This is a genomic window from Nocardioides sp. LMS-CY, assembly GCF_018732145.1.
GTDB lineage: Bacteria > Actinomycetota > Actinomycetes > Propionibacteriales > Nocardioidaceae > Nocardioides > Nocardioides soli.
The window spans coordinates 3672010-3691124 of the sequence record NZ_CP076104.1 but is presented as its reverse complement, the minus strand read 5'-3'; the positions used below and the strand labels follow the sequence as shown (position 1 = coordinate 3691124).

Annotated in this window: 18 protein-coding genes; 14 read left to right on the top strand and 4 right to left on the bottom strand. The window is 73.1% G+C overall.

What is annotated here, in order from left to right; translation table 11 throughout:
• Window positions 1-33: 33 nt before the first annotated feature.
• The 9 genes from KM427_RS17575 to KM427_RS17535 all read left to right on the top strand — a co-directional run bounded on the left by KM427_RS17575 (window position 34) and on the right by KM427_RS17535 (window position 8271).
• The gene (locus tag KM427_RS17575; protein WP_183593567.1) at window positions 34-735 is read left to right on the top strand and encodes a hypothetical protein; all 702 of its coding nucleotides are present in this window, start codon (window positions 34-36) and stop codon (window positions 733-735) included.
• Window positions 736-861: 126 nt separating this feature from the next.
• The gene (locus tag KM427_RS17570; RefSeq protein ID WP_215524740.1) at window positions 862-1455 is read left to right on the top strand and encodes a copper chaperone PCu(A)C; all 594 of its coding nucleotides are present in this window, start codon (window positions 862-864) and stop codon (window positions 1453-1455) included.
• Entirely contained in the window at window positions 1452-2690 is a 1239-nt protein-coding gene (locus KM427_RS17565; RefSeq protein ID WP_215524739.1) for a Dyp-type peroxidase, read from the top strand. The genes KM427_RS17570 and KM427_RS17565 overlap by 4 nt, the downstream gene beginning before the upstream one ends.
• Before the next feature lie 16 nt (window positions 2691-2706).
• The gene (locus KM427_RS17560) at window positions 2707-3495 is read left to right on the top strand and encodes a DsbA family protein (RefSeq protein WP_183593570.1); all 789 of its coding nucleotides are present in this window, start codon (window positions 2707-2709) and stop codon (window positions 3493-3495) included.
• Window positions 3492-4109, top strand: a complete 618-nt coding sequence (locus KM427_RS17555) for a vitamin K epoxide reductase family protein (protein ID WP_252274614.1) — start codon at window positions 3492-3494, stop codon at window positions 4107-4109. Before KM427_RS17560 ends, KM427_RS17555 begins: the two co-directional genes overlap by 4 nt.
• On the top strand, window positions 4106-4693 hold the full coding sequence (locus tag KM427_RS17550) for a copper resistance CopC family protein (RefSeq protein WP_183593571.1): 588 nt from the start codon (window positions 4106-4108) through the stop codon (window positions 4691-4693). Before KM427_RS17555 ends, KM427_RS17550 begins: the two co-directional genes overlap by 4 nt.
• Window positions 4690-6732, top strand: a complete 2043-nt coding sequence (locus KM427_RS17545; protein WP_215524738.1) for a bifunctional copper resistance protein CopD/cytochrome c oxidase assembly protein — start codon at window positions 4690-4692, stop codon at window positions 6730-6732. Before KM427_RS17550 ends, KM427_RS17545 begins: the two co-directional genes overlap by 4 nt.
• A gap of 247 nt (window positions 6733-6979) precedes the next feature.
• Complete coding sequence (locus KM427_RS17540; RefSeq protein WP_183593573.1) at window positions 6980-7177, top strand: hypothetical protein; 198 nt, start codon at window positions 6980-6982, stop codon at window positions 7175-7177.
• A gap of 68 nt (window positions 7178-7245) precedes the next feature.
• On the top strand, window positions 7246-8271 hold the full coding sequence (locus tag KM427_RS17535; RefSeq protein WP_215524737.1) for an Atu2307/SP_0267 family LLM class monooxygenase: 1026 nt from the start codon (window positions 7246-7248) through the stop codon (window positions 8269-8271).
• Window positions 8272-8296: 25 nt separating this feature from the next.
• Here KM427_RS17535 and KM427_RS17530 read toward each other — a convergent pair whose 3' ends face one another.
• Entirely contained in the window at window positions 8297-10543 is a 2247-nt protein-coding gene (locus KM427_RS17530; RefSeq protein WP_215524736.1) for a LuxR family transcriptional regulator, read from the bottom strand.
• A gap of 207 nt (window positions 10544-10750) precedes the next feature.
• Here KM427_RS17530 and KM427_RS17525 point away from each other — a divergent pair, with 207 nt between their 5' ends.
• The 5 genes from KM427_RS17525 (at window position 10751) to KM427_RS17505 (ending at window position 16810) form a co-directional block, all read left to right on the top strand.
• The gene (locus KM427_RS17525) at window positions 10751-11209 is read left to right on the top strand and encodes an LURP-one-related/scramblase family protein (RefSeq protein ID WP_252274612.1); all 459 of its coding nucleotides are present in this window, start codon (window positions 10751-10753) and stop codon (window positions 11207-11209) included.
• A gap of 39 nt (window positions 11210-11248) precedes the next feature.
• Window positions 11249-12757: a DUF1254 domain-containing protein gene (locus KM427_RS17520; protein ID WP_215524734.1), complete on the top strand. Its 1509-nt coding sequence runs from the start codon at window positions 11249-11251 to the stop codon at window positions 12755-12757.
• Between the two features lie 131 nt (window positions 12758-12888).
• Window positions 12889-15435 (top strand): LuxR C-terminal-related transcriptional regulator, encoded by a 2547-nt coding sequence (locus tag KM427_RS25745; RefSeq protein ID WP_286674200.1) that lies wholly within the window; start codon window positions 12889-12891, stop codon window positions 15433-15435.
• A 133-nt stretch (window positions 15436-15568) separates the two neighbouring features.
• Window positions 15569-16123 carry a potassium channel family protein gene (locus KM427_RS17510; protein WP_215524733.1) on the top strand — a complete coding sequence of 185 codons (555 nt, stop codon included), beginning with the start codon at window positions 15569-15571 and terminating at the stop codon, window positions 16121-16123.
• Window positions 16124-16246: 123 nt separating this feature from the next.
• On the top strand, window positions 16247-16810 hold the full coding sequence (locus KM427_RS17505; RefSeq protein WP_183593578.1) for a DUF1269 domain-containing protein: 564 nt from the start codon (window positions 16247-16249) through the stop codon (window positions 16808-16810).
• A 26-nt stretch (window positions 16811-16836) separates the two neighbouring features.
• Here the strand turns inward: KM427_RS17505 and KM427_RS17500 are convergent, their stop codons facing one another.
• The 3 genes from KM427_RS17500 to KM427_RS17490 all read right to left on the bottom strand — a co-directional run bounded on the left by KM427_RS17500 (window position 16837) and on the right by KM427_RS17490 (window position 19090).
• Complete coding sequence (locus tag KM427_RS17500) at window positions 16837-17481, bottom strand: hypothetical protein (RefSeq protein ID WP_215524732.1); 645 nt, start codon at window positions 17479-17481, stop codon at window positions 16837-16839.
• 259 nt (window positions 17482-17740) lie between these two features.
• On the bottom strand, window positions 17741-18376 hold the full coding sequence (locus KM427_RS17495; RefSeq protein WP_215524731.1) for a heme-binding beta-barrel domain-containing protein: 636 nt from the start codon (window positions 18374-18376) through the stop codon (window positions 17741-17743).
• Between the two features lie 237 nt (window positions 18377-18613).
• Entirely contained in the window at window positions 18614-19090 is a 477-nt protein-coding gene (locus tag KM427_RS17490; protein ID WP_252274610.1) for a MarR family winged helix-turn-helix transcriptional regulator, read from the bottom strand.
• Between the last annotated feature and the right edge of the window lie 25 nt (window positions 19091-19115).

Here is a 19115-nt window from a genome sequence, read left to right as displayed (position 1 = left end):
TGCCCGCCTCGACGACCATGACAAACTCGGGGTATGCACCCCCGCGTCGATCCGTGGCTCGTGTGGCCGCGTGCGTTCTGTGTGGGTGCCGTCGCGTTCACGTTCGGGGTGGTCGGCCACGTCACGGCCGACGGGCTGCTCCCGGGACCGTTGCTGCTCGCCGTCGTGCTCGGCCTGTCCGTGCTGCTCTCGGTGCCGATGCTCGCGCGTCCGGCCGGCCGGCTCCGGCTGGTCGCGATGCTCGTCGGTGGACAGATGCTCGTGCACCTGGTCCTCACGCTCAGCGCCGGGCACCGTGGCGACGTGACCGGGGTCGCGTCGGGCCGCCCGGTGCCGGCCGGGCTGAGGTCGCTCCCCGTCGTCGACGGGCGCCGGGTGGGCTCGCTCCAGGACGCCTACCAGGGGATGTCCGGCCAGTCGGTCGGCGGCACGACCCCGACGCTGCCGATCGGCCACCTCGTCAGCGACCTGTCGGCGCACGCGCCGATGATGGCGGTGCACCTCGTGGCGGCCTCGGTCGTCGGGCTGTGGCTGGCCTACGGCGAGCGCTGCCTCTGGACGGTGCTGGCGCTGACGGGCCGTCGGGTGCTGGCGGCGTCGTGGGCGCTCGGCCCGGTTCCCGGCGCACCGCGGCCGGCCACGCGCAGCGCGTACGCCGAGCTGCCCGTCGTCACGGCCTCGTGGTGGCAGGCGCGGCCGCACACGCGCCGAGGGCCGCCGGCGCTCGCCTGCTGACCGCACCGCCGGCTCCCCGCCAGTCCCTGGCGTCGTGAGAGGCACGGCGTGCGGTCGCGCACGCCACCCCGCCGCCCCTTCCCGGGCCGCGGGGCATTCGCCCTTACTCACGAACAGGAATCATCGATGCTCCACACCCGCCTGGCGGCGGCGCTCGGCGCCGCCGTCCTCACGCTCACCCTCGGCGCCTGCGGCGACGACTCGACCGAAGGCTCGAGCGCCGCGGACCCCTCGTCCGCCTCGCCAACCGACGCCGCGGCCGGCTCCGCCGACATCGAGGCGGCGTCGCTCTCGATGCGAGACCCGTGGGTCAAGTCGGCCGCGACGGGCATGACGGCCGCCTTCGGCACCCTCGTCAACGCCGGCGACAGTGACATCACGGTCACCGCCGCGACCAGCGACGTCGCCACGACCACGGAGCTCCACGAGACCGTCCAGAACGACGACGGCGCCGTCACCATGCAGCCCAAGGAGGGTGGCTTCACGATCCCGGCCGGCGGCGAGCACGAGCTCGCACCGGGCGGCGACCACCTGATGCTCATGGACCTCGGTCGGGCTCTGAAGCCGGGGGAGGCCGTCACCATCAGGCTCGAGCTCGAGGACGGCAGCACGACCGAGGTCGACGCCACCGTCAAGAAGTTCACCGGCGCCGACGAGAAGTACCAGGACCACGACATGGCCGACATGGCCGACATGGACATGGGTGGCTCGGGCTCATGACCGACGACGCCCCCCGCCGCTGGGGTAGGCGTCAGCTGCTCCAGACCGGTGCCGTCGCCCTCGGGGGCGCCGGCGCCGGCTGGTCGGCCGCCGCAGTGGCCCTGCCGGCCGAGCACTCCGACGCCCCGGGTGCCGCGGACGACGGAGCGACGCCGTACGCCGCCTCGCCGGGCACGAGCACGGTGGCGTTCCACGGCCCCCACCAGGCCGGGATCGCCACCCCCGCGCAGGCGCACCTCAGCCTGCTCGGGCTGGACCTGCTGCCCGAGGTGCGGGCCGAGGGGCTCGGCCGGCTGCTCACCCTGATCAGTGACGACGCCGCTCGGCTGGCCCGTGGCCTGCCCGCGCTCGCCGACACCGAGCCCGAGCTCGCCACGACCCCGGCCCGGCTGACGGCGACGTTCGGGCTGGGGCCGCGGGTGATGTCGGACCTGCTCGGCTCCACGGTCGCCGTCCGGGCTCTTCCGGCCTTCGGGACCGACCGCCTGGACCCGGCCTGGGGACAGACGGACCTCGCGGTGCAGCTCTGCGCCGACGACCCGATGGCCGTCGCGCACGCGCGGCGGATGATCCTCAAGGACGTCTCCGGGTTCGCCCGGGTGCGGTGGATCCAGGACGGCTACCGCCACGCCCACGGTGCGGTGCCCGACGGCACGACCATGCGCAACCTGATGGGCCAGGTCGACGGCACGGTCAACCTGGCCGAGGCGATGCCCGACTTCGCCGACCTGGTGTGGTCGGACGAGACCGGCTTCGAGGGCGGCACCTTCATGGTGGTACGCCGGATCCGCGCGCGCATGGAGTCGTGGGACCGGGTCGACCGGGTCGGTCGTGAGGCCGCCGTCGGGCGCCGCCTCGCCGACGGGGCACCACTCACGGGGACCTCCGAGCACGAGGAGCCCGACTTCGAGGCCGTGGACGACCTCGGCTTCCCGGTCATCGACCCGGCCAGCCACATCGCCCGCGCCCGCAGCGCCGATCCGCGCGAGCGCTTCCTGCGCCGCGCCTACAACTACACCGTGCCCGATCCGAGCCGACCCAGCGGCGAGGACAGCGGCCTCGTCTTCATCGCGTTCGCCGCCGACGTCGACCGCCAGTTCGTCCCCGTCCAGCGTCGCCTCGCCGAGCTCGATCGACTCAACGAATGGGTCACCACGATCGGGTCCGCCGTCTACGCCGTCCCGCCGGGTGCCGCCGAGGGCGAGTACGTCGCCGAGCGGCTCCTCGCCGTCTGACCTTCCAGGAGCAGTCATGAGCAAGCAGAGCAAGAAGAAGCCGAACCTCCCACCCGTGCCCGCGGAGCAGCGGGCCGCGAGCGCCGACCGCCGGGCGGCGGCCGCGCAGCTCATGCAGCAGCAGCGTCGCCGGGACCGGCGCCGGACGGTCCTGATCCAGGTCGCCGTGGGCCTCGTCGCGGTCGTCGCGGTCGTGGCCACGACGCTGGTCGTCCTGAGCCAGCGGGACGGCGACGGCGCGGTTGCCACGACCCCGCCGGGCCTCACCGAGGACGGTGCGGTCCGCTTCGGCGCCGCCGACGCACCCGTCACCCTTCAGGCGGTCGAGGACTTCCAGTGCCCGGCCTGCCGGCAGTTCGAGCAGGCGAACGTCGACCTGCTGACGTCCTACCGGGAGGGCGACCAGGTCGCCGTCGAGTACCGCCCGATCGCTTTCCTCGACCGGATGTCGACCACCGGCTACTCGACCCGCGCCCTCAACGCCTCCATGTGCGTGCTCGAGGACGCCGGCAAGGACGCCTGGCTGGCGATGCACCAGTCCCTCTACGAGCAGCAGCCGCCGGAGGGCGGCGCCGGCCTGCCCGACGACCAGCTCGTCGGCATGGCCGAGGACGCCGGCGCCGGCGGCGCCGTCGAGGGCTGCATCGACGACGGCCGGTACGACGACTGGGCGGCCCAGCAGACCGCGGACGTCTTCAGCGGCGAGGTCAGCGGCACGCCGACGGTCTTCGTCAACGGCACGAAGCTCGGCGGCACCGACACGGCGTCGATCCAGAAAGCTGTCGCCGAGGCTGGTGCGAAGTGAGCGACCGGCCCGACGAGGTGGGCGGCGTGGTCGACGGGAACGAGCCGGTGCGGGTCCGCGGCTTCGGCGCCGGACTCGTCGTCCTCGGCGTGATCGGCCTGCTCGCCGCCTTCACCCTCACGGTGGACAAGTTCCGCCTGCTCGAGGACCCGACGTACACCCCGTCGTGCAACCTCAACCCGGTGCTGTCGTGCGGGTCGGTGATGGTGACCGAGCAGGCCTCGGCGTTCGGGTTCCCGAACCCGCTCCTCGGCCTGATCGGCTTCAGCGTCGTGGTCACGATCGGCGTGGTGCTGGCGACCGGGACGCGGCTGCCGCACGGGATCATGGTCGGGCTGGCCGTCGGCGCCGCGGCCGGGCTCGCGTTCGTCCACTGGCTCGCCTTCCAGAGCCTCTACCGGATCGATGCGCTCTGCCCCTGGTGCATGGTGGTGTGGGCGGTGACGATCCCGATCGCGGTCTGGTCGGTGCTGGTGGCCCTGCGGCTGCGCGGGTCGCACCGTCTGGTCGAGGGACTGTGGTCGGTGCGGTACCTCATCGTGCTGTTCTGGTATCTGGTGATCCTCGTGCTGATCCTGGTGCGCTTCTGGGACTACTGGAGCACCCAGCTGTGAGCGCCGCGATCCGTACCGTCGTCCGAGCCCTCACCGGCGCACTGCTCGGAGTGCTGGCGCTGGCGGTGCTGCCGGCGGCACCGGCCGCCGCGCATGCGGCTCTCGTGTCGTCGTCGCCGGCGCAGGGTGACCGGCTCCGGGTGCTGCCCGCCGAGGTGACCTTCGAGTTCAACCAGGACATGTCCGCGCCGGCGTACGTGATCGTGACCGCGCCCGACGGCTCGTCGGTGACCGACGGCGATCCGGAGGTCGACGGCGCGGTGGTCAGGCAGGCCGTGTCGGAGGGGCCGGAGGGCACGTACACCATGGCCTACCGAGTCGTCTCCGAGGACGGCCATCCGGTCACGGGTGAGATCGCGTTCACCGTCGGCGACGGGGGACCGGACCCGACCGGGACGCCGTCCGCGGCGGCGCCGTCCGAAGCCACGCCGGAGGCGGGTGGTCCGGCCCGGTCGACCGCAGATCCCGCACCGGGGCAAGGTGACTCGTTCGCCCGACGGCACGTCGTCGCGATCGCGGTCGGTGCCGCGCTGTTCTCGGCCGCCCTGCTCCTGCTGCTGCTCGCGCGGCGTACCGAGCCGTGACGGCGCCCTCCGTGCTCTCCGGCCGCCGCACGGCCCTCGGAGGGATCGTCGTCCTCGGCCTGGGGGCGCTGGTCGTGCTGCTGCTCCTCGGCGGTGGTGCGCCCCGGCCGGAGCCGGCCGGGCTGCCCGACCCGGGCCCGTGGACGGGGTGGGGGCTGCCGGTGCTCACCTACCTGGGACTGCTGCTCGGGATCGCCGTCGTCGGCGCCCTGCTGGTGCCCCCGCTGACGATGCCGGGTGGCGGCGAGCTGGGCGGCCGGGCCTTCCGAGCGGTCCGCACGGTCGGACCGCTCGCCCTGGCGTGGTTCCTGGTCACCGTGGGCGTGCTGGTGCTGACCTACTCCGACCAGTTCGCGGTGCCGGTGCGGCACGTGCGGCCGGAGGAGGTCTGGGGCTTCGCGCGGGGCGTCGACCAGGGTCGGGCGCTGCTGGTCCAGGCGGCGCTCGCGCTGGTGGTCGCGGCCGCCAGCCGCTTCGCCCTGACGGCGCGTGAGGTGGGAGTGCTGCTCGTGCTCGCCGTCGCCACGCTGATGCCGCCGGTCTTCACCGGCCACTCCGCGGCCGCCGGCAGCCACGACACGGCCGTCGTCAGCCTGCTCCTCCACGTGGGTGCCGCGGGCGTCTGGGTCGGTGGGGTGGTCGCGCTCTGGTGGCACCTCGGGTCCGCCCCGGCGCTCCGAGCGGTCGCCGCCCGGAGGTTCGCCCGGGTCGCCACGTGGTGCTTCGGCGTCACCGCGGTCTCCGGCGTCGTGAACGCGCTGGTCCGGCTCGGTGGCCCGACGGGCTTCGTCACCAGCGACTACGGCCGTGGCGCCCTGGTGAAGGTGCTCCTCCTGGGGGTGGTCGCTCTCGTCGCGTTCTTCAGCCGGGAGGTCGCCCTCGGGCGGCTGGCGCCGGACGGCCGGGGCTGGCGGGACCTCACGGTGCTCACCGGCATCGAGGTCGGCGTCCTGGCCGTCGCGACCGCGTTCGGCGTCGGGCTCGGCCGCACGCCGCCGCCCGTGGGGGAGATCTACACCTCGCTGGCGGAGAGCCTGCTGGGCGGTCCGGTGCCGCCCGCCCTGACGCCGTACCGGCTGCTGACCGAGCTCACGCCGTCGGGCATCGGCCTGGCGATCCTCGGCCTCGGCGGCACGGCGTACGCCGTCGGGGTGCTGTCGCTGCGCCGACAGGGCGTTCGCTGGGGCGCCGGGCGCACCGTGTCGTGGTACCTCGGCCTCGCGCTGGTCGGCTACGCGACCATCGGCGGCCTCGGAACCTACTCCCACGCGATGTTCAGCGCGCACATGGCCGCCCACATGGTGCTCTCGATGATCGCGCCGATCCTGCTGGTGCTGGGCGCGCCCGTGACGCTCGCCCTGCGGACCCTGCCGGGTGCCGACGTGCCCGGCGGGCGGGGACCGCGACACTGGCTCTCCGGGGTGCTCCGCTCGCGGCCGGTGCGGGTCCTGACGCACCCGGTCGTCGCCGCGATCCTCTTCGTCGGCAGCCTCTACGCGATCTACTTCAGCACGCTCTTCGAGGCGCTGATGAGGAACCACCTGGGCCACGCCTTCATGGAGCTCCACTTCCTGCTCGTGGGATGCCTCTACTTCGAGGTGCTCGTCGGCAACGCGCCCGTGCCGCGTCGTCCCTCCCACTTCGCCCGGCTCGGGCTGCTGCTGGTCGTGATGCCGTTCCACTCGTTCTTCGCCATCGCGGTGATGAACGAGTCGACCGTCATCGGTGGCGGGTACTACCGCCTGCTGGACCGTCCGTACGCGACCGACCTGCTCCAGGACCAGTACGTCGGTGGCTCCCTGACCTGGGCGTTGGGCGAGGTCCCGATGGTGCTGCTCCTCATGACGCTGGTCATCCAGTGGTACCGCAGCGACGCGCGGGAGGCCGTGCGCCACGACCGGCGCGCGGACCGGGACGACGACGCCGAGCTCGTGGCCTACAACCGGATGCTGGGCGGACTGGCCGCGCACGACGACGAGCTGCGCACCGTCGATCGGGGTGCCGTCGATCGGGGTGCCGGGGGTGCCGGGCGGCGGTGAGCAGGCAACCGTTCCCCGCGCCGGAACGGTTGCTGACGCACCGCCGTCCGGACCCCGACGCGCGGTCCGACATGACCGGCGGCTGTCAGGTGCAGTCAGACTCGATAGCCCGCCCGACACCCCGGCATTTTGGCCCGTTCGGGCTATCCCTCGGTGGTCAGGTCCGGCCTAGGGTCAGGGGCGCGGGCTGGGGACCCTCGATGCGTGGGGAGGAAGCAGCCCATCCGATCTCTGGGGGGAGACCAGCATGGGAATCATCGAACTCGTCGACCAGTCCGCGGCCACCGCGCTCGACCACGCGGCGACGCTCCAGGACCACCTCAAGACGGCCGGCACCAGCGCCACGATGGCCGAGTGCCGTGCCGAGATGCACCAGCTCGTCGGTGACATCGTGTCGCTGCGCAACGCCGCCGAGCTGCTCAAGCGGGCTCACGACGCGGCGTAGCCACACCGCTCGGTCGACCGTCACGTGCCGGCGGGAATGCCGGACCCGGACAGATGATTGAAATGTCCATGACTGAGATCGAGTTCGGCCTCGACACCTTCGGAGGGGTCACCCAGGACGCCGAGGGCAGGCCGCAGACGCACGCGCAGGTGATCCGCGACATCGTCGAGGAGGCGGCACGGGCCGACGAGGTGGGGCTCGACTTCTTCGGCGTGGGGGAGCACCACCGCAGGGACTTCGCCGTGTCGAGCCCGGAGATGGTGCTGGCCGCCCTCGCCTCGCGCACCGAGCACATCCGGCTGGGGTCCGCGGTCACCGTGCTCAGCTCCGACGACCCGGTGCGGGTCTTCGAGCGGTTCGCCACCCTCGACGCGGTGTCGCGGGGCCGCGCGGAGATCGTCGCGGGCCGCGGCTCCTTCACGGAGTCCTTCCCGCTGTTCGGCTTCGACCTGAGCCAGTACGAGACCCTGTTCGAGGAGCGGCTCGAGCTGCTCGCGGCGCTCCTGAAGGAGGAGCCGGTGACCTGGCGGGGGACGACCCGCGCCGCGCTGGTCGACCAGGAGGTCTTCCCGAAGACGGAGGGCGGGATCCGGGCCTGGGTCGGCGTCGGCGGCAGCCCGGAGTCGGTGGTGCGGACGGCGCGCTACGGGTTCGGCCTGTTCCTCGCCATCATCGGCGGGCCGAGCGACCGGTTCGCGACGTACGTCGACCTGTTCGAGCGCGCGCAGGACCAGTTCGGCGTCCCGCGGCAGCGCGTGGCGGTGCACTCCCCGGGGCTGGTCGCCGAGACCGACGAGGCGGCCCAGGCCCTGGTGTACGACGGCTGGCTGGCGATGCGGACCAAGCTCGGGAGCGAGCGCGGGTGGCCGCCGCCGCAGCCCGGGGACTTCGAGCGGGAGGTCGGCGACGGTGCGCTCTACGTCGGCTCGCCCGAGACCGTGGCGCGCAAGATCGCCGGCACGGTGAAGGTGCTCGGCCTGGACCGGTTCGACCTCAAGTACGACCAGGGCCAGGTGCAGCACGGCGACCTGCTGCGCTCGATCGAGCTCTACGGCACCGAGGTCGTGCCCCTGGTCAAGGACATGCTCAGCTGATCCCCCTTGCTGCGGTCGGTGTGCCTCAGGGCACGTCGGTGGCCTCGTCGACGATCGCCAGTGCCTGACGTCGCGAGGTGACCCCCAGCTTCCGGTAGATCGCCGCCATGTGCGTCTTGACGGTGTCGGGTGAGAGGTACAGGACCTCGGCGATCTCGCGGACCGTCTGGACGGTCCTCAGCTGGTACCACACGCGCAGCTCCCCGGGCGTCAGGGCAGCCAAGGGGGATCGCGCCGCCACCGCTCGGCGGGAGGCGCCCAGCACGTCGTCGAGCCACGCCGAGGGCGGGCCGAGGGCGCGGGTCCGGTCGGCGCGGTCCAGAGCGTTCCGGGCGGACCCGGCGTCGCCGATCATCGCCCAGGACTGAGCGCCGAACGCATCGACGAGGACAGCGACGCTGGGCATGGCGCGGGCGAGGTGGGTGGTCAGCGGCTCGGTCCGGGACAGATCGGCGCGCGCGGTCTCGAACCGCCCGCGCGACACCTCGAGGTAGCTGGTGAGGCCGAACAACAGCGCCGTGGCCGGCGCCGAGTCCTGCATGTCGCGGGCGATCCAGGCGGCTCGTGAGGCCTCCGCCATCGACGCGGCGGACTTCAGGTCACCGCGCGTGGCGTGCAGGAATCCCATCACGGCCGGTGCCTCGACCGCCGTGGTGCCGATGCCGATGGAGTCCGCCACCGCCCGACTGTGCTGGAGGATCGCAAGGCCCTCGTCGAACGACCCGTCGAGCACCTGCAGCCAGCCGTGCACCATGAGGGCCAGCGAGCGAACCCAGCTGTTCGTCGGCAGCGCGGCAGCGGCCGCACCGGCGAGATCCCGCGCGTCGTTCGTCGGGAGCGCGCCGCTCAACACGGCCAAAAGGGCCAGGCCGGGCTCGATCGGGGACCGATCCAGTCTCGCCGGCCAGTCCTCGCCCAGGCCGGCCTGCGCCGTCGCGACCCACCGCTCGACGCCCGGCCCGTCGGCGTTCTCGGCCGCGGTCCAGGCCGCGGTGACAGCGACTCCGGGTGCCGTCGCGCTGACCTCGGGTGGGACCCGGGCCAGCCAGTGCTCCACGGTGGTCGAGCGCCCCAGCATGAGGGCCCGCGCGCCGTACTCCCACATCAGGCTGCCCAGCAGTTTGTGGTCGTCGCCCTCGACCGCGTGCGTAATCGCCTCGTCCTCGTGGCCGCGCGCGGCGTACCACTGCGCGGCGCGACTGTGCATGCGTGCGGTCAGCGCCGGCTCCTCGACCAGTAGGGTGCCGAGCAGCCGCTCCCGGAGCAGGGGATGAGTCCGGTACCAGCCGCCGGATCCCTCCAGCCGCGACACGAGCAGGGTGGCCCGCTCGGCGCGACGCAGGAGGTCGGAGCTCGTGGACTCCTGGAGCACGTGGTCGCACAGGGCGCCGCTCAACGACGTCAGGATCGACGTACGGCGGAGGAGGGTCGCGATCTCCCCGGGCACACCGGTGAGCACCTCGGTGTCCATGAAGTCGTGCACCTCGCGAGCAGCGGTGTCGGAGAGGGCGCCGCGGCGGGCGAGGGACAGGGACTGGAGATAGACGCCCACGGGCCATCCGGCGGTGAGCCGATGGACTCCCTGGGTCTCGTCGATCGCCGGTGTGCGCTCCAGCGCCCGGCGCAGGTACTCCTGCACCTCTGCGGGGGAGAAGGCGAGCTCGTCGGGACCGACCGCGCTCAAGCGGCCCCGGCCCCGCCACAGGTCGACCGGCAGGGCCGGCCGGGAGCGGCCGACCAGCGCCACCTGAGATCCCTCGGGCAGCGAGTCCACCGCGGCCTGGAGCACCACCGTGGCCGGCGAGTCGGCCGTCGCGTGCAGGTCGTCGACGACCAGGGTGACGGGCCGTCGGATGCCCTCGATGGCGCGCTGGAAGCACGGCAGGACGCGCCGGGAGAACGCCGGCTCGTCGCCGGTCAGGATGCCCTCGGGCATGACCAGGCCGACGCCGGCCTGGTCGACGGCGGCCAGGATCGACGACATGAGCACGACCGGGTCGTGGTCGGTCGCGCCGGCCGTGGTCCAGGCGACCGGTCGTCCGGCCGCGTCGGCCCACTGGGCGACCAGGGTCGTCTTGCCGAAGCCGGCGGGTGCCAGCACCAGCACGATGTCCGCTGCCGAGTCGATCAGCTGATCGATCACGGCCGACCGCCGGATCGCCGCACGGGACGGCCGCGGCCGACGGGTCTTGGCGAGCGGAACCACGACGACTCCGCCGATGCCCGGACGCGGCACCGGCGGCTTCTCGGCTCCCTCGACTGTCGATGCCACCGGAGCCAGGGTATGGGCGCGGGACCGACCGCGTGGTCCTGCCCACGAAATGAGCCGTGCCGATTCGCGGGTGACCTCACCCTGTCTGTGTGATGCCGGCTGGGCCGTGACGGCGCATGCTGCCGGCATCGAGGCTCGTGGAGAGGTGGGACCGGGATGGGGATCTTGCGCGGACGCCGTGCTGGCGGGGACGCTCGGCGCTTCCAGATGCGGCAGAAGTTGGCGTCGATCGGGGACGACTTCTGGATCGAGGACGAGCAGGGCGAGCGCGTCTACAAGGTGAACGGGAAGGCGTTGCGGCTCCGGGAGTCGTTCGTGCTCGAGGACCTGTCCGGCCGCGAGGTGGCCACGATCCAGGAGCGCAAGCTCAGCGTTCGCGACAAGGTCGCGATCGAGCGCGACGGCCGTCCGATGGCGACCGTGCACAAGGCCCTGGTGGGCATCCGGGACCGCTTCGCGATCGACGTCGAGGGAGGGGCCGACCTGAAGGCCCACGGAAACATCGTCGACCACGAGTACGAGATCGAGCGGGACGGTGACGCGGTGACGCGGATCTCCAAGCGCTGGTTCCGAGTGCGCGACACCTACGGTGTCGAGATCGAGGCGGGTGAGGACGAGGCGCTGCTCCTCGCCGCCGTCGTTGCACTCGAGTCCCTGACAGACTGAGCGCCGGGGATTCGGCATCGAGCGACCGCAGGAGAGCTGATGACCATCGACGGGCACTCGCACACCACGACTCGAGGAGCCGCGCCCGCGGCCGGAGACGTCCCGACCGGCTACAACACGCCGATCCCGACGCAGGTCACCACACCCGACCGGGTGATGACCAGGCTCGGCGAGTTGGAGTTCGCCGACGGCGTACCGACGCACGCGACGACGGGGCTGCTCTTCGAGCACCTCGACTTCCTCCGCGGGGTGGAGGTGTTCCTGAACTGCATCCCCGCGGCCTCCCTGGAGGGGATGCGCCGCGGCATGGTGGGGGTGGGGCTGGACGCCTGCCACCGGGCCGCGATCACAGACCGGCTGCTGGACTCGAACCCGCTGTTCCTCACCGGCAACACCGATACGGTGTACGCGATCACGATGCTCGACATCGAGCGCGACGGTCCGACGGTCATCGAGGTACCGCCGGGGTGCGGCCCCGGAACCGTCGACGACGCATGGTTCCGGTTCGTGGTCGACCTGGGCGCACCCGGGCCGGACCGGGGCGCGGGCGGAACGTACCTGATCGTCCCGCCCGGGTACGACGGCGAGCGGCCCGAGGGCTGGTTCGTCGCCGAGACCCCGAGCGCGGTCAACCTGGTGATCCTGCGGGGGTTCCTCGTGGACGGCAAGCCCGACGCGGCGGTGCAGCTGTTCGAGACCGGGGTGCGGGTGTACCCGCTCTCGACCCGCGAGGACCCGCCGGCGATGGAGTGGACCTCCGTGTCCGGGGCGGTCGTCAACACGATCCACGCCAACGACCTCGGCTTCTACGAGGAGGTCGCGCAGGTGGTCGCCAAGGAGCCCGTCGACGTCATCGATCCCGAGACGCGGGGGCTACTCGCGTCGATCGGCATCACCAAGGACGCACCCTTCGAGCCGGACGAGCGGATGCGCGCGATCCTCACCGAGGCCGCGGCCGTCGGCAACGGCACAGCACGGGCGATCGCGTTCCGCTCACGGGAGGCCGACTGCCGCGTGTACGACGACCGTCGCTGGGCCACGCCGTTCCCCGGTGGGGACTACCGCTTCCTCCGCGACGGTGGCAGGGGTGGGCGCTTCCAGGACGCCCGCACGATGTTCTTCTACCTGGCGACCGTCAACACCCCGGCGATGGCGCTCGAGATGGTTGGCAAGGGCTCCCAGTACGCCCTCGCCACTGTCGACGTGAACGATGCTCCGCTGGACGGCGGCAGGACGTACCGGCTCCGCCTCCCCGCGGACGCGCCGGCGGCGGACTTCTGGTCGGTCGTCGTCTACGACCCGCAGACCCGCTCGGAGCTGCAGACGGGCCAGCCCCTGCCGAGCCGCAACAGCAAGCGGGACGCCCTCGAGTACAACACCGACGGTTCCGTCGACATCGTGTTCGGACCGGAGGAGCCGCCGAGCCTCGCCTCGAACTGGATCCAGACGGTCGCAGGCAAGGGCTGGTTCGCGCTGATCCGGCTCTACGGTCCCCTCGAGCCCTGGTTCGACCGTACCTGGCGACCCGGCGACATCGAACCGGCCTGACGCGCGAGCTGCCGGCAGCGGTGCCGCCGCAACATCACCCACCCTGGGTGAGGACCCTGGGCGATCGTCGGCCCTAGGTTCCCATTCCGGGCCGGACGGCGGGCGCGCCTCCGGATCGCGAGGGGGTGTCCATGTCCGCAGGCCGACCGGCCGACGCGTCGATCGACCACCTGCCACGCCTCCCGCGGGTCTACGTCCCGCGGCGTCGGCTCTGGACCCGCCTCGACCGCGCCGCCGAGGCGGCGGTGACCGTGCTCGTAGGCCCCGGCGGCGCCGGCAAGACCCTCGGCGTCGTGGGCTGGCTGCGCGAGACCGGCCGCACCGAGCAGACCACCTGGGTGCGCGCGGACCCGACCTGGACGCCGGAGCGGCTGCTCCCGCTGCTCGACCGCGACCGGCTGGTGGTCGTCGACGATGCGCAGGACCTGCCGATCGCCACCATCCGGGCGCTGGACGCGCGCCTCGACACCGAGCCCGACTCGCTCCGTCTGCTGATGGTGTCGCGGTGGGACCTGCCGTTCACCCGGCTCTCCTCGGAGCTGCTCGGCCACTACACAGTGCTCCGCGGCGAGCTCCTCCGCCTCGATCGCGAGGAGTCCGAGGCGCTGGTCGCCGCGCACGTGCCCGCCGACGCCGCCCAGGTGGCCGGCATGCTCGCCGATCGGACCCAGGGCTGGTGCGCCGCGGTGGTGTTGGCCGCACGTGCCGTCGCCGCCGCGCCCGACCCCGTCGACCACGCGCGGCGGTACGCCGACGGCGGCACGACCGTCGCGGACCGGGTCGCCACCGAGGTGTTCGCGACCCTCCCGGAGCGGCAGCGACACCTGCTGCTCTGCGTGGGCGCGGAGCCCGTGGTCGCCCCCGAGGTGGCCGTTGCCCTCACCCACGACCCCGAGGCCGGCGAGACACTCGCCGAGTTGGAGTCGATGGGCCTGCTGGTCGCCCGGCTTCCCGACGCCGACGGCGTCCGCTACGCGATCCACCCGCTGCTCGCGGAGGTGGTCCGTCGGCGTACGGCGACGGGGGGTGACGACGTGCACCGGGCGGCCGCGACCGTGCGGCGCGCCGTGCGGCTCGACGTCGCGGCGGGGACCACCGAGCACGCGTTCCGCCGACTGGTCGCCCTCGGCGACCACGCGGCCGTCGCGGAGCTGCTCGCCACCGTGGGACCGACGCTGCTGCTGCGCGGCCACGGCGCCGGCATCGGCGCATGGGCCCTCGCGCACCCCTCGGCCGTCGACGCGACCCCCGGAGCGTGGTTCACGATCGCCCTCGAACGATGGCTGACCGAAGCAGTGGGCGACGCCCGGCACTGGCTCGACCGCATCATCGCCGCGCCGCCGGCCGGCGCCGACATCACGACCCTCCAGCGAGCTGGTGCGCGACTGATGCGGTCGCGACTCGGCCTGGAGTCGGTCGCGGACGCCGTGGCCGACGCCGAGCGGGTGCTGGCCGACCGCCGACCCGAGCCCGACGAGGCGCTGGTGCCGGTGCTGCTCTGCCAGCTCGCGGTCAGCCAGAACTGGCTGGGCCGCCTCGACGAAGCGGCCGCCAGCCTGACGATCGCCCTCCAGCTCGGCCGATCCCGTGACCTCCCGGCACTCGTCGCGGTCGCGCTGTCGCACCTGGCGCTCACCCAGTTCATGCTCGGGAGGGAGGCCGGCTGCGTCGAGCTCACCGACGAGCTGCTGGCGTCGACCGAGCGACAGCCCTGGGGTGCACGGCTCGCCCGCGCCCGTGCGGTACTGGTCCGCGAGCTCGCGCTGCTCACCGACCTGCCGGCCGCCGCCGGCCGGAGCGTCGATCGCGAGGACCAGGAGTCGCTGCGCGCCGCTGACCCGGCCACCAGGTTCTGGGCGCGGATGCACCGCTCGCGGATCGAGCTGAACGCCGGCTCCCTCTCCGGTGCCGAGCGGGCGCTGGAGGTGTCGATCGAGACGCCCGAGCTTCCGGATCATCTCTGGGCCGCGCTCCAGGTCGAGCGGGCGTTCCTCGCGAGCCTGACCGGCAACCGGGCGCCGCTCGGCGGGCTGCGCGACCGGCTCGAGGAGCGCGGGTTCCCGGGCGAGGCCGCCCTCGTCGCCGGCCTGCGCGCCGACCTGCGCGGCGACCGGCGCGGTGCGGCCGCGCGCTTCGAGCGGGCTGCGGCTGCCGCTCGCCTCCCACAGCCGCCCGTGCAGGCACTCGCGCTGGTGGCGGCGGCCCAGCTGCGCGACGAGCTCGGCGAGGCCACGACCGCACGCGAGCTGATGGATCGAGCGGTGATCGCCACCGAGGTACGCCGCAACGCGGTGCCGTTCCTCGGCTGGACCCGCCACGGGACCCCGGTCGCCGGCATGCTCGAGCGGCAGTGGCGGGTGCACGCGACGCCGTGGGTCGGGGAGCTGGTGGCCACCGTCGCGGAGCTGCCCGGCGTCGCGGCGTACTTCGGTCCGACCCCGGCCGCGCCCGAAGCGGAACTCGAGGTCGCCGAGGCGAGCGGTGCGCCGGTGCTGAGTCCCCGGGAGCGGGACGTGCTCCGCGAGCTGGCTCGGGGAGCGACGTACGCCGACATCGCGGCGAAACTGTTCGTGTCGGAGAACACCGTGAAGACGCACGTCTCCAGCCTCTATGCCAAGTTCTCGGTCAACCGGCGCAGCGCCGCCCTCGCCGCCGCACGCTCGTTGCACCTGCTGTGAGCGGGCGCTCCGTCCACCCGAATCGGGCGAGCCCGGCGCAGCGGTCACGGGACGACCATGAGCGCATGACCAGCCAGCCCACCGCCCGGGGACGCCCGCCTGCCGCGGGTGCAGCCGCGAGGGGACGACGCGGGTGACCGGCTGGCGGCGGGTGCTGCGCCTGCTCACGTTCACCGCACTCGCCCTGGTGGCCTACTTCACCGTCCCGGTGAGCCTCGAGGACGAGAACCTGGTGGCGCGCGCGGTCACCGGGGTGGCCGCGCTCCTGCTGCTCGCGGCGGGCGTGATCTGGCAGGTCGTCGTCCACGTCGAGGACCAGAACCGGCAGGTCGACGGGCTGCTGCTCGCCCTGGTGATCGCGGTGCTCGCATTCGCGCTCGCGTTCTACCGGCTCGCGACCTCCTACCCCGGCGAGATCGTGGGCCTGGAGACCCGGTTGGACTCGCTCTACTTCACGATGACCACCCTGCTCACCGTGGGGTACGGCGACATCCATGCCCAGGGCCAGGTGGCCCGGGGACTGGTGTTGGTCGCCATGGTGTTCAACGTCCTCGTGATCGCGACCGCCGTCAGCACGGTCACGGCCCGGATCCGCAAGAAGGCCGAGGAGCGTGCCGAGGCGCGACGCGCCGACGTCGGGTCGGACCCTCCGGCCCAGCGACGGACGTTCAAGCGGAAGCCGAGGTGAGGCGTGCTCTCGGCCCGGCGGCGCCCGACCGGACCCGCGGCACCGCCGATCCACCCGTACCGGGTGATGCCATCGGGCCCCGGTGGCTCGAAGGTGGAAGCCCCCGATCAAGGAGCGCCCGGAATGTCAGATGAGAGCAAGAACCCCGACCTCGAGGTGAGCGCCGCCGCGGTCTCCGACGGAGCCCGCACCCTCCTCGTCGCGGACTTCAGCGACACCAGCATGGCGTGGGAGGCGTACGAGGCCCTCAAGTCCATCGAGGACGGCCGCACCGTCGCGGTCGAGGGCGTCATCGTGGTGCGCCGCTCCGAGGACGGCAAGCTGGAGGTCCAGAAGGCGACCGACCACAGCACGAGGTCCGGGCTCAAGTGGGGCATCGTCGGCGGCATCGCGCTCGGCGTGATCTTCCCGCCGTCGATTCTCGGCAGTGCGGCCGTCGCCGGCTCCGCCGGCGCGCTCGTCGGCAAGCTGCGCCAGCGCCATCACCACGGCGAGCTCGAGCAGCAGCTGGAGCACGCCATCCCGCCCGGGCACTCGGGCCTGCTCGCCCTGGTCTCCGACCCCGGCGCCGTCAGGATCCAGAAGGCGCTCGAGCGGGCCGACGCCATCGTCCAGTCCGCCATCGACAAGACGGAGGCCGACGACATCAAGGCGGCCGCCAAGGAGGCCCAGGAGGCCGACGGCTGAGAGCCCGGCCCTCGGCGGCCGACCGCTCAGCACCGACCGCCCGAGGGATCGCAGGGGCCCCAGCCCGCCACCGGTGCGCTCCAGCGGCGGCGGCTGGGAGCCATGTCGGCCTGCCCGCCCTTCGCGACCCGGACCGTGGCCCGCCACGAGCCCGGGTCGACGGCTCCCGGAGTCGGCGCCCGCAGGCACGACCAGAGGTCGAGCGCGAGCACGACGCTCCGCTGGCCGCTCCGGATCCGCCCGGCGGCCGGCCGATCGCCCTCGGGGGTCGTGCACGACACGCGCTTGCCCCCGCGGCTCCAGCCGCCGCCCACCCGGAACTCCTGGACCTTGCGCAGTGCCGTCCCGTGGGGCCGCGTCGGCGTGCGTAGCTGGAGGGTGACGTGGCCGTCGGGCGTCGCGTCGCCGTCGAGGTCGAACCACGCGGTCAGCCGATGACCCGGCCGGAAGCCCTGCGGCACCCGCACCCGCACGCTCTGCACCGAGTCCCAGTACCAGCTGGCGTCCAGCCTGACCCGGGAGATGTCGACGGCCGGAACCGAGGTGTGGCCGTCGCGGACGACGACGGTCTCCGGCGGGGGTCGCCCGACGCCCGTGGCCGACGGCAGCGCTGCGGCGAGCAGGAGGACGCACCCGGCCGGAACCAGGACGAGACGACGAGGACCCGGCATGCTCGCGCACCTCCACGGGTTCGGTGGCACGCGACGATAACACCGGCGGCTTCTCCGATCGCGCCAAATTGGGTCCCGCCCACTGGTGCCGGCGCGCCCCTCCGAGGGAGGTTTCATCAAGGTATGAGGGCGAGGCTGCGCCTCCCCGGCTGAGTTCGGCTGGGGAGGCGCTGGTCGATCTTCATCCCTTGATGAACCGGCGTCGCCGGGGACCACGGGCACGCGATGGTCCCCGCCCAGCCCGTGCGCGAGCGAGGACTCAGTCCAACTCGGCGCTCGGGTGGTACCGCCGGACCCGGCGCAGCGTGTTCTGGTCGGTGTGGTGCATCTCCGCGCCCGTGGCGGCGAGCCGGAGCAGCAGGTCCGAGGTGTAGCTGAACGTGTCGTCGTCCTCGAAGGTGAAGGCGCTGGTGAAGTCCTTGATCTCCGCGCGCTCCATCAGGTACCGGTTCTGGAGGATGCCGTACGACGGGTCGCCGGGCTTGGCGTCGAACCGGAGGACCCGGTCGCCCGGCCGGGCGTCGCTGCCGGCGAGGATCGCGATCCCGCGGCCGAACACGACGTTGCGGATGACCTGGCCGTGGGCCTTGTCCCACAGCAAGAAGCCGATCTCGTCGTGGAAGGGGTCCATCGCCTCCTCGCCGTGTCGCCACGCCGTCATGGAGTAGCTCAGCCCCCAGAGGACCTGCTGGCCGTTCTCCTGGATCGGGATCGGCTTGAAGGTGGCCTGCTCGAAGTAGGACGTGTGGCCGGTCTCGTCGTCCTGGTTGTGGTACGACAGGTCGACGCCGACGTCGCCCTCCCACTCGCCGACCAGCGGGGTCAGCGGCCCCAGCTTCTGCGGGCCTCGGACGCCGGCGTGGTCGAGGGCCGGGCTGCTGACGGTCGTGCTCATGTGCGTCTCCGCTCGATGGTGGGGCGAATGGTGGGGCGAATGGTCGGGCGATGCGTCGTGGTCCGGGCGCGACCGCCCGGCGGGCCCGGGCGGGCGGTGTCGTGCGGCCCCACCGAACTCTTGAACCAGTCCAGTTCACCTTCGCGCAAACGCTTGCAGGATGCAAGAGTTGTGACACGCAAGACTTCGGCCTCGCTCCGCCGACGGGCGCGGACGCGAGGCGCGGCCTCGCTCGGGTCACAGCGGCAGGTGCGGGTGCGGCTCGACGGCGCCGGTCTCGGCCAGGAGGTCGTGCAGCTTCGTCAGCGCGGCCGCGCAGGCGGCCCGCTCCGCCGGCTCGAGCCGGTCCAGCGCCTGGCTGAGCGACCGGCGGCGCTGCGTCGTCACCTGCCGGACCACGCGACGCCCCGCGTCGGTCAGCTCGAGCGTGACGACGCTGCGGTGGCCCGGGTCCGCGCCGCGGACCAGGTGCCCGGAGGCGTGCAGCCGATCGGCCAGCCGGGTCACCGAGGAGCCCGCCACCCCGAGCGCCTGCGCGCACCGGGTCGAGCTCGCGCGACCCAGCTCGTGCAGCACCATCAGCAGGCGGAACTGGGGCAGCGACACCTCGGCGTGCTCCACGCTGCGCAGCGCCAGGCCGACGAGGTCGCGGGTCGCGGCCTCGAAGGCCACCAGCTCGTCGACAGACGTCTGCGCCGGTCGGCCTGGTCCCACGCGGCGAGTATCGCATGAGCCGGAA

Coding starts and splice junctions, on each gene's coding strand:
- KM427_RS17570 (WP_215524740.1), top strand. CDS start 862: ATGCTCCACACCCGCCTGGCGGCGGCGCTCGGCGCCGCCGTCCTCACG.
- KM427_RS17505 (WP_183593578.1), top strand. CDS start 16,247: ATGTCAGATGAGAGCAAGAACCCCGACCTCGAGGTGAGCGCCGCCGCG.
- KM427_RS17500 (WP_215524732.1), bottom strand. CDS start 17,481: ATGCCGGGTCCTCGTCGTCTCGTCCTGGTTCCGGCCGGGTGCGTCCTC.
- KM427_RS17520 (WP_215524734.1), top strand. CDS start 11,249: ATGACCATCGACGGGCACTCGCACACCACGACTCGAGGAGCCGCGCCC.
- KM427_RS17540 (WP_183593573.1), top strand. CDS start 6,980: ATGGGAATCATCGAACTCGTCGACCAGTCCGCGGCCACCGCGCTCGAC.
- KM427_RS17495 (WP_215524731.1), bottom strand. CDS start 18,376: ATGAGCACGACCGTCAGCAGCCCGGCCCTCGACCACGCCGGCGTCCGA.
- KM427_RS25745 (WP_286674200.1), top strand. CDS start 12,889: ATGTCCGCAGGCCGACCGGCCGACGCGTCGATCGACCACCTGCCACGC.
- KM427_RS17565 (WP_215524739.1), top strand. CDS start 1,452: ATGACCGACGACGCCCCCCGCCGCTGGGGTAGGCGTCAGCTGCTCCAG.
- KM427_RS17575 (WP_183593567.1), top strand. CDS start 34: ATGCACCCCCGCGTCGATCCGTGGCTCGTGTGGCCGCGTGCGTTCTGT.
- KM427_RS17525 (WP_252274612.1), top strand. CDS start 10,751: ATGCGGCAGAAGTTGGCGTCGATCGGGGACGACTTCTGGATCGAGGAC.
- KM427_RS17535 (WP_215524737.1), top strand. CDS start 7,246: ATGACTGAGATCGAGTTCGGCCTCGACACCTTCGGAGGGGTCACCCAG.
- KM427_RS17560 (WP_183593570.1), top strand. CDS start 2,707: ATGAGCAAGCAGAGCAAGAAGAAGCCGAACCTCCCACCCGTGCCCGCG.